Annotated in this window: 9 protein-coding genes; 4 read left to right on the top strand and 5 right to left on the bottom strand. The window is 53.5% G+C overall.

All coding sequences use genetic code 11. The features are described from left to right. On the bottom strand, positions 1–136 hold a 136-nt coding region (locus tag B3M32_RS00910), incomplete at its 3' end, for a MerR family DNA-binding transcriptional regulator (RefSeq protein WP_290742498.1). A gap of 148 nt (positions 137–284) precedes the next feature. On the opposite strand from B3M32_RS00910, the gene B3M32_RS00905 reads away from it, so the two are divergent. From B3M32_RS00905 to tatC, 4 genes are all read left to right on the top strand, one after another. After that, the gene (locus B3M32_RS00905) at positions 285–689 is read left to right on the top strand and encodes a hypothetical protein (protein WP_139259032.1); all 405 of its coding nucleotides are present in this window, start codon (positions 285–287) and stop codon (positions 687–689) included. 18 nt (positions 690–707) lie between these two features. After that, the gene (locus B3M32_RS00900; RefSeq protein WP_072980835.1) at positions 708–1,712 is read left to right on the top strand and encodes a DUF362 domain-containing protein; all 1,005 of its coding nucleotides are present in this window, start codon (positions 708–710) and stop codon (positions 1,710–1,712) included. Between the two features lie 81 nt (positions 1,713–1,793). Then, positions 1,794–2,018, top strand: a complete 225-nt coding sequence (locus B3M32_RS00895) for a Sec-independent protein translocase subunit TatA/TatB (protein WP_290727009.1) — start codon at positions 1,794–1,796, stop codon at positions 2,016–2,018. Continuing rightward, positions 2,018–2,818, top strand: a complete 801-nt coding sequence (gene tatC / locus B3M32_RS00890; protein ID WP_290742493.1) for a twin-arginine translocase subunit TatC — start codon at positions 2,018–2,020, stop codon at positions 2,816–2,818. Before B3M32_RS00895 ends, tatC begins: the two co-directional genes overlap by 1 nt. Before the next feature lie 130 nt (positions 2,819–2,948). Here the strand turns inward: tatC and B3M32_RS00885 are convergent, their stop codons facing one another. From B3M32_RS00885 to B3M32_RS00870, 4 genes are all read right to left on the bottom strand, one after another. Continuing rightward, positions 2,949–3,350, bottom strand: a complete 402-nt coding sequence (locus B3M32_RS00885) for a hypothetical protein (protein ID WP_072813126.1) — start codon at positions 3,348–3,350, stop codon at positions 2,949–2,951. A 90-nt stretch (positions 3,351–3,440) separates the two neighbouring features. Then, complete coding sequence (locus tag B3M32_RS00880; RefSeq protein ID WP_290742488.1) at positions 3,441–3,866, bottom strand: hypothetical protein; 426 nt, start codon at positions 3,864–3,866, stop codon at positions 3,441–3,443. Between the two features lie 122 nt (positions 3,867–3,988). After that, the gene (locus B3M32_RS00875) at positions 3,989–4,672 is read right to left on the bottom strand and encodes a DUF4405 domain-containing protein (protein ID WP_290742485.1); all 684 of its coding nucleotides are present in this window, start codon (positions 4,670–4,672) and stop codon (positions 3,989–3,991) included. 394 nt (positions 4,673–5,066) lie between these two features. Beyond that, positions 5,067–6,323 (bottom strand): carboxymuconolactone decarboxylase family protein, encoded by a 1,257-nt coding sequence (locus B3M32_RS00870; RefSeq protein ID WP_290742482.1) that lies wholly within the window; start codon positions 6,321–6,323, stop codon positions 5,067–5,069. Between the last annotated feature and the right edge of the window lie 435 nt (positions 6,324–6,758).

Genomic DNA, 6,758 nt, shown 5'->3' with positions numbered 1-6,758 from the left:
GGTCTTCGTCGCTGTAGGCCCGCACACCCGAGGCATTCTTCTTGACAAAGGGAAGCAGGCCCTCTTTTTCGTAGTAACGCAGGGTATGGGCCGAAAGCCCAGTCTTCTTGACGACATCACCTATGGAGTAACTCATATTTACAAAATATAAATATTTTCGCCCAAATGATAGAGTTAGAGCCAACTCTAAACAAAATTTTTCAATTTTTTTCACAAGGAACCGGCACCTAGAGTAGACTCTAAGTATTATATTTCTTGTAGAAACTTATTCAAAAGGAGATTTTATGTGCTGTTTTGTCGTGCCCATGGCCGAAGCGGTCGTCACCACCATCGCAACCCTTGTGTTGCAACAGACCGACAAGTCCAAAAGTGAATCCAGGAACCTTGAAGCCGCGGTTTCTGGCGCTCCGCAGCCCTTCTATAAAAGCCTGCGCCTGCTTGCCCGTATGCTCTGGCTCGTAACAGGCGTCCTAATTATCGACCATGTCATGAACGGAGAACTCATGTGGAGCTATCCCTTCTTTACCGCCGCCACAAGCCCCGAAGGTGTTTCCGAGATGGTGCGGGAAATGTCCACGGTGGGTGTTGCCATGTCGGCATTTATCACGTCCGTATGGGCGGTGATGATTATCGCACGCAAGTACAAGGCCCAATCCCTCGCCAAGGCCGAGGTCCACACCAACCACTAACCACGAGCCACTACAAATATGGACAGAAGAGACTTTTTAAAAACCGCAGGCGCAGCAGCTCTGGCTTCCGCCGTATTCACACCCGCTTTCGCGAAAGGGAAATCCATGGAACAGAAGGAACCCGGAAAGGACGTTTCCAACGTCTATTTCACCAAGGACCTGAGTGCAGCAGGCCTCATCAAGTTGTACAAGAAAATCAACGAGGGCATCACCGGACGCGTTGCCATCAAGCTCCACACCGGCGAAAAGAACGGCCCCAATATTCTGCCTCGCGAATGGGTCAAGGAATTCCAGGCACAAGTGCCCAACTCCAAAATTGTGGAGACCAACACCTGGTACGAAGGCGACCGCTACACTACCGAACAGCACCGCGAAACCCTCAAGGTGAACGGCTGGACCTTCTGTGACGTGGATATCATGGACGAAGACGGCGAAGTGATGCTCCCCGTAAAGGACGGCCTCATTTTCAAGGAAATGTCCATGGGCGCACACATCAAGAATTACGATTCCATGATCGTGCTGACGCACTTCAAGGGCCACGCCATGGGCGGTTTCGGCGGTTCCATGAAGAACATCGCCATCGGTTGCGCGGGCGGACGCCTGGGCAAGAAGATGATTCACGAATACGTGAAGGGCGGCCCCACCAAGATGGAAGCGGGCGGCACGGCAGGCTGGAAAACCAGCGGAGCCCTGTTCATGGAAACCATGGCCGATTCCGCAAAAGCAACCTGCGACTTTTTCAAGGGTCACATCTGCTTTATCAACGTACTGCGCCGCATGTCCGTGGACTGCGACTGTGCAGGGCTTTCTGCAGCAGAACCCAAGTGCCGCGACATCGGCATTCTCGCCTCCACAGACATCGTGGCTGTGGACCAGGCCAGCGTTGACATGGTCTACAAGCTCCCGCCCAAGGAACTTCATGACCTCAAGGAACGCATCGAGACCCGCGAGGGCCTTCACCAGCTGCCCGCCATGGAAAAGCTGAAGATGGGTAACCGCAAATACAGGATTATCGAACTGTAGCCTAGTTCGCGACGGCACCGTAGATAAATTCTCGTCACCGTCGCGGATTATGTTATATTTCTAGGAAAAGGCAGGTAAAATATGTCCCTTGGAATTCCAGAAATAATCCTGATTGTGGTCGTGGTGCTCCTTTTGTTCGGGGCAAAGCGCATTCCTGAACTTGCACGTTCCCTGGGCAAGGCCCAGAACGAGTACAAGAAGGCGAAAGACGCCCTGAAGGAAGAAGCTGAAGACCTGCAGAAGACGGTAGAAAAAGCCGCCGATGCTTCGGCACGCTCAGCAACCGAAGAAGAAAAGAAAGGCTAATGTCCTCCAAACAGGATCAAGAGGCTACGCTGATTTCGCATTTGGAAGCGCTCCGACGGGCGCTTTTGCGTTCTATTGTCGCCCTTGCCATCGGCATCGTGCCCCTGTTCCTTGTTTCGCCCTACGTTCTGGACTGGTTCTGTGAACAAATTGCCCTGCAGGGCGGAGTCACGCTCCATTACTTTTCCCCGATGGAAGTGTTCCTGCTGCAGCTCAAGATTTCCGCTCTCCTGGACTGCGTGCTGTTTTCGCCCTACATCGCCTGGAACATGTGGCAGTTCGTGCTTCCTGCTCTATACGACAACGAAAAGCGCTTCATCCGTTCCATCGTGGCCATGACCAGCGGGCTCTTTATCGCGGGCGTCGCCTTCTGCCTTGTCGTCTGCTTCCCGCTGATTGTGCAGTTCGGCATGAGCTTTGCAAGCACGACATTGCAACCCGTATTCGGAGTCTCTAACCTGGTAACACTCGCACTCTGGCTTTCGCTCGCGTTCGGATGCATGTTCCAATTCCCGCTAGTGACCTACGCGCTTATCCGTGCGGGCATCGTGAATTACGAGACCGTCTGCAGCAAGCGCCCCTACGTGGTGGTGGCAATCCTGTTGTTCGCCGCACTCCTTACTCCACCCGACATAATAAGCCAACTACTTCTGGGCGCACCGACGTATCTGCTCTTTGAAGCAGGACTCTTGGCGGCCAGGCGCTTCCATGGGCGTTCCCCGGCTCATCGAGCCAAACCAATTACAAAAACGGATGTTACGAAAATTATCCAGCAGAAAAATAATTTTCCTACTAAATAATTTTTGAAATTTAGCCCTTCCTTGGGCGTTCCCCGGCCCGGTCCCTGAGCCTGTCGAAGGGGGGCCGGGGCGGGTGCTGCAACGAGGCCCCCTCGTTTTTCCGAGGGAGCCTTTTTGACGATACGTCCGTTTATTTCACGAAAACGGCGAGAAGTTTATGCGCCTCGTCGCCTTCGGCAAAACGGATTTCACCTACGGTATGGTACTCGAATCCCGAGAACTGCTGCAGGTGCAGTGCCGCAAATTCGCGGTCCTGCGAATAGCAGAGATTCAGGCGGAAGTTCCCGTTGTCGCCTGTTTTCGGATGGCCATTTTTTTGAACGACCGCGTCCAGGGCGCTTGGAGAAGCCTCGACAATTTCCTTGACCTTTTGGCCCTCCGTAGGGCTGTAGTCCAGGCATATTCCCACAACGGGCGAATTCGTCCTAGTGTAGGTGACATTGGTTTTGAAACCGAAAAACTTCTTTTCGGTCTTGATATAGGGCTTGTTGAAGAGGGCGTTAGCCATCTCCATCTTGGAAATGTTTTCCATGTTCTTTCTCTTTTTTAAAATGAATGATGTCGCGCACCCGGTAAGGGCCGCGGCCATTTACTAGTGTTTAAGGCTTGGAGAAAGAACTTGCTAACAGAGCATTCGTTCTAACGTATAAACGTAATACTCTTTTGATTTCTGATAAACTAGCGGCAAGGGGAAGCCGCATTGGGCGCAAACAGTTGGCCGCGCGATCTTAGTCGGAAATGGAGTAGTCTGCTTGAACGTTGCCGAACTGCGTCCGCCGTCCCCTTGAAGGCCGTTGCCGCGCGATGCACGCAAGGACACCTGCTGGCCCGACCTGCGTGTAAACTGCATGGCCTCGGCAGTCGATTCCCGCAACAGGAACAGCGGACTTTCGGCATGCACATTGTCGGCGGAGACCTTGCCATATTCCGAAGCCCGCCCTATTTCGGTTCCGTAATCGTAAACAAAAGAACCTTCGACAACGGCAGCAAGAATCGCGAACAACGCGACCGCAATCATCGAAGAAATATTTTCTTTTACGGACCTCATCGCTGAATAAGATAGAATTTTTTTGGCGGAATAACTATCTTTGTTCCATAATTTGAACCGCGCCCTGGGCGTTTATCTATTTCAGGAGCATTTCTCTATCCCGAAAGCCATTTGCGTTTTGCTTATCTTATCCGGGATTGTCGGGTTGAAATTATTGCATTAAAAAGATGCACCACGACGGCAAACAGCACGACGATGGCGATGTAGTCCACGAAAAAGAGGGCGTAGCCGCGTTCCGCGTCAAAGAAGAAAAACGGCTGCTGCAGGAACATGTATTTCCAAAGCCCGCGAATGGCGAAGGCGTAAATTCCGTAACCCACCACGAGAGCGGCAACCATGCGAGTTGCGACAAGCGCCGCCTTTGACTTGAAAGCGCCCGCAAGCCCCAAGCGGTTTGCAATCAGGCTCACATGCAGCCCGATGTGGAGCGACATGAACACGTAATACCAGTGACTTGCAAGCAGATGCGCCGTGCGGGCAAAATTTGCGCCCGATTCAATCCCGAGCCAGGCGAACACGTGGTTCGAAAGCATGATGCCGCTCACCATCAGGAAAAATGCGCACAAAAGGATCCCGCAATTCACGACCGCCTGCAAAATGCGGAATGCATTGTAGCGTCCCTTGAACAACGAAAGAAAAAAGCGCCGGTTCAGCGTGATGTGCACCGCCCACAAAGCGAGCAGCACCACGCCCAGAATCTCGTGAACGGCAGTCGATTCAAAAAAATAATTGCCGCCCATCAGCACAAGCGTCGCGACCGTCATCACGATGTCAAGCGGCATACGGATTTTTGCGGAAATAGGCATATCAAGGAATATACATTATTTCGTCTTCACGCCGTTTTTCTCGAGCCACTTGGCCACATCTTTTGAGAGGCTTGAACCGCCGGAGTAATGCACCGAAAGGCCTTCGCCGATTTTTGCGTTGGGCGCGAGTTTCGTAGTCGGCCCACTTCTTTGCGTCGGGCTTTTTCTTGAGGGCGGGGCGCGCCTGTTTGTGCTGGTCGTTCTGCGCCTGCTTCAAGACGGTGTTGTAGTCGTCGGAATAGGGCTTCACGAGTTCAAGTTCCACCCTTGATAAGCACGAAGCCATCGGGCGCAGGTGCCGCCGCAAGCGGCACCGCCGAGAACCACAAAATTGCACAAGCCAACAACCTAAACGTATTCATGAGCAAAACCATTCGCGTCATTAGGCCCGATTTTATTTCAACTTCCCGTAGTCTTCGTCGCTCACGGGCTCAAGCCATTCGTTGCTTCCGCCTTCGCTGGGAACTTCGATTGCCAAATGCTGGAACCAGGAATCCGGAGCCGCCCCGTGCCAATGCTTGACGCCAGCCGGAATGTTCACCACGTCGCCGGGCTTCAGTTCCACCGCCGGCTTGCCCCATTCCTGATAGTAGCCGCGACCTGCCGTCGCAATGAGAATCTGGCCACCGCCCTTCTTTGCATGATGGATGTGCCAGTTGTTGCGGCACGCCGGTTCAAAAGTCACGTTCCCGACACCAACCTGTTCCTTGCTGATCATATCGAGATAGCTCTTGCCCACGAAATACTTGGCGTAGGCGTCATTCGGCTTGCCCACCGGGAACACACTCCAGTCCTTTCCCGGCATGGTTTTTGCGTCCGCCACGTTTACAGCACCAGCCGCGTTCAAGGTCCCTGAGCTTGCCGAAGGGCCTTGTTGGCTTGCCGCCTCAGCCACCGCTTCCTTGAGCAATCGCAACGCGTTCAGCGTGCGCGGGTAACCACAATACGGCAAGCAGTTGTAAATCGCCTGTTCCACGTATTCGGCCGTGCGAATCTTCAGGTTCGCGCCGATATGCGCCTTGAGCTGCGGCTCCGTTCCCAGGTTCACGAGAATCGCCATCGTCAAAAGTTCGCGGGTATTCAGGTCAAGCCCCTTGCGGGTGTAGTAATCGCCAAAGCAGTTGCTCGCAAGGAAGTAGTTGATGGTGGGCATACCGCTCTTGCCGTTCTTCGCCATGTCGCGGAAAGTCTGGCCGAACAGCGTCCCCTGCGCGTCGGCACCCGCCTCCAGGCGGGACTGCGCCGTCACCGTCCCACGGTTTTCGTCCACCTTCACGTTCTTCGCCTTGAACACGCTGCGGGCAATTTCAACCGCATCCACCGTCCGCGGGAACCCGGTGTAAGGGGCGCACTGGTAAATCGCCTCGAGAATCTCTTCGGGAGCAAGCCCCTGCGCAAGCGCCGTCCCCACTTCTTCTTGCAAAAGAGCGCCCGACTGCTGCGTCACAAGCGACACCAGGCGAATCAACTCCACCTCGCGCTTTTCCACAAGCGGAGTCGCCGCCGGAACCTCGTTCTGCGTGAAGTTGTCCATCACGGCACGCAGTTCCTTGTCCTGCGAAAGCGCCTTTACCTCGCCCTGCGGGCAGCAATCACATGCGGCAAGCACCGCACCCATACCAAGCATCGTCATAATCGTCCCTAGTTTCATGGTTTGTTCCTTTTTTATCTACGCCTTTAATATAAATAAATGCGTTTAGCCCGCAAAATACCAAATTTTCATGCTCAGTATGCGCGAAACGCATAGTGAAAATAACGCATAACGACCTTTTGGGCGTTCCCCGGCCCCAACTTGTCATCCCCGCGAAGACGGGCGGACAGCACTTAGCACTTTAGTGCTTAGTGCGCATGGCCACCAAGGTGGGGATCTCCCAGCGTCGAAGGGGCCGGGTCGGGCTATACTCGCTTCGCTCGCCGAGCCTGTAGTCTCGGCCCTTACGGGTGACTATCCCTAACGCGATTCCAGTGTGGAATGTGGGGTGTGGGGGTCCTGAAATGGGCTAATTTCTCCGTATTTTTTGAGAAAATTAACCTATAAAGCCCAAAAAATTATATATTAACATTAAAGTCACTTGCATTCACACAG

It is taken from the genome of Fibrobacter sp. UBA4309 (genome assembly GCF_002395745.1).
Lineage (GTDB): Bacteria > Fibrobacterota > Fibrobacteria > Fibrobacterales > Fibrobacteraceae > Fibrobacter.
Note: the sequence above shows the minus strand (reverse complement) of the source record. Positions and strands in the feature narration are given on the sequence as shown.

Bases quoted from the DNA above. Each gene is read 5' to 3' on its own strand.
- B3M32_RS00905 (WP_139259032.1), top strand. From the start codon at position 285: ATGTGCTGTTTTGTCGTGCCCATGGCCGAAGCGGTCGTCACCACCATC.
- B3M32_RS00900 (WP_072980835.1), top strand. From the start codon at position 708: ATGGACAGAAGAGACTTTTTAAAAACCGCAGGCGCAGCAGCTCTGGCT.
- B3M32_RS00895 (WP_290727009.1), top strand. From the start codon at position 1,794: ATGTCCCTTGGAATTCCAGAAATAATCCTGATTGTGGTCGTGGTGCTC.
- tatC (WP_290742493.1), top strand. From the start codon at position 2,018: ATGTCCTCCAAACAGGATCAAGAGGCTACGCTGATTTCGCATTTGGAA.
- B3M32_RS00885 (WP_072813126.1), bottom strand. From the start codon at position 3,350: ATGGAAAACATTTCCAAGATGGAGATGGCTAACGCCCTCTTCAACAAG.
- B3M32_RS00880 (WP_290742488.1), bottom strand. From the start codon at position 3,866: ATGAGGTCCGTAAAAGAAAATATTTCTTCGATGATTGCGGTCGCGTTG.
- B3M32_RS00875 (WP_290742485.1), bottom strand. From the start codon at position 4,672: ATGCCTATTTCCGCAAAAATCCGTATGCCGCTTGACATCGTGATGACG.
- B3M32_RS00870 (WP_290742482.1), bottom strand. From the start codon at position 6,323: ATGAAACTAGGGACGATTATGACGATGCTTGGTATGGGTGCGGTGCTT.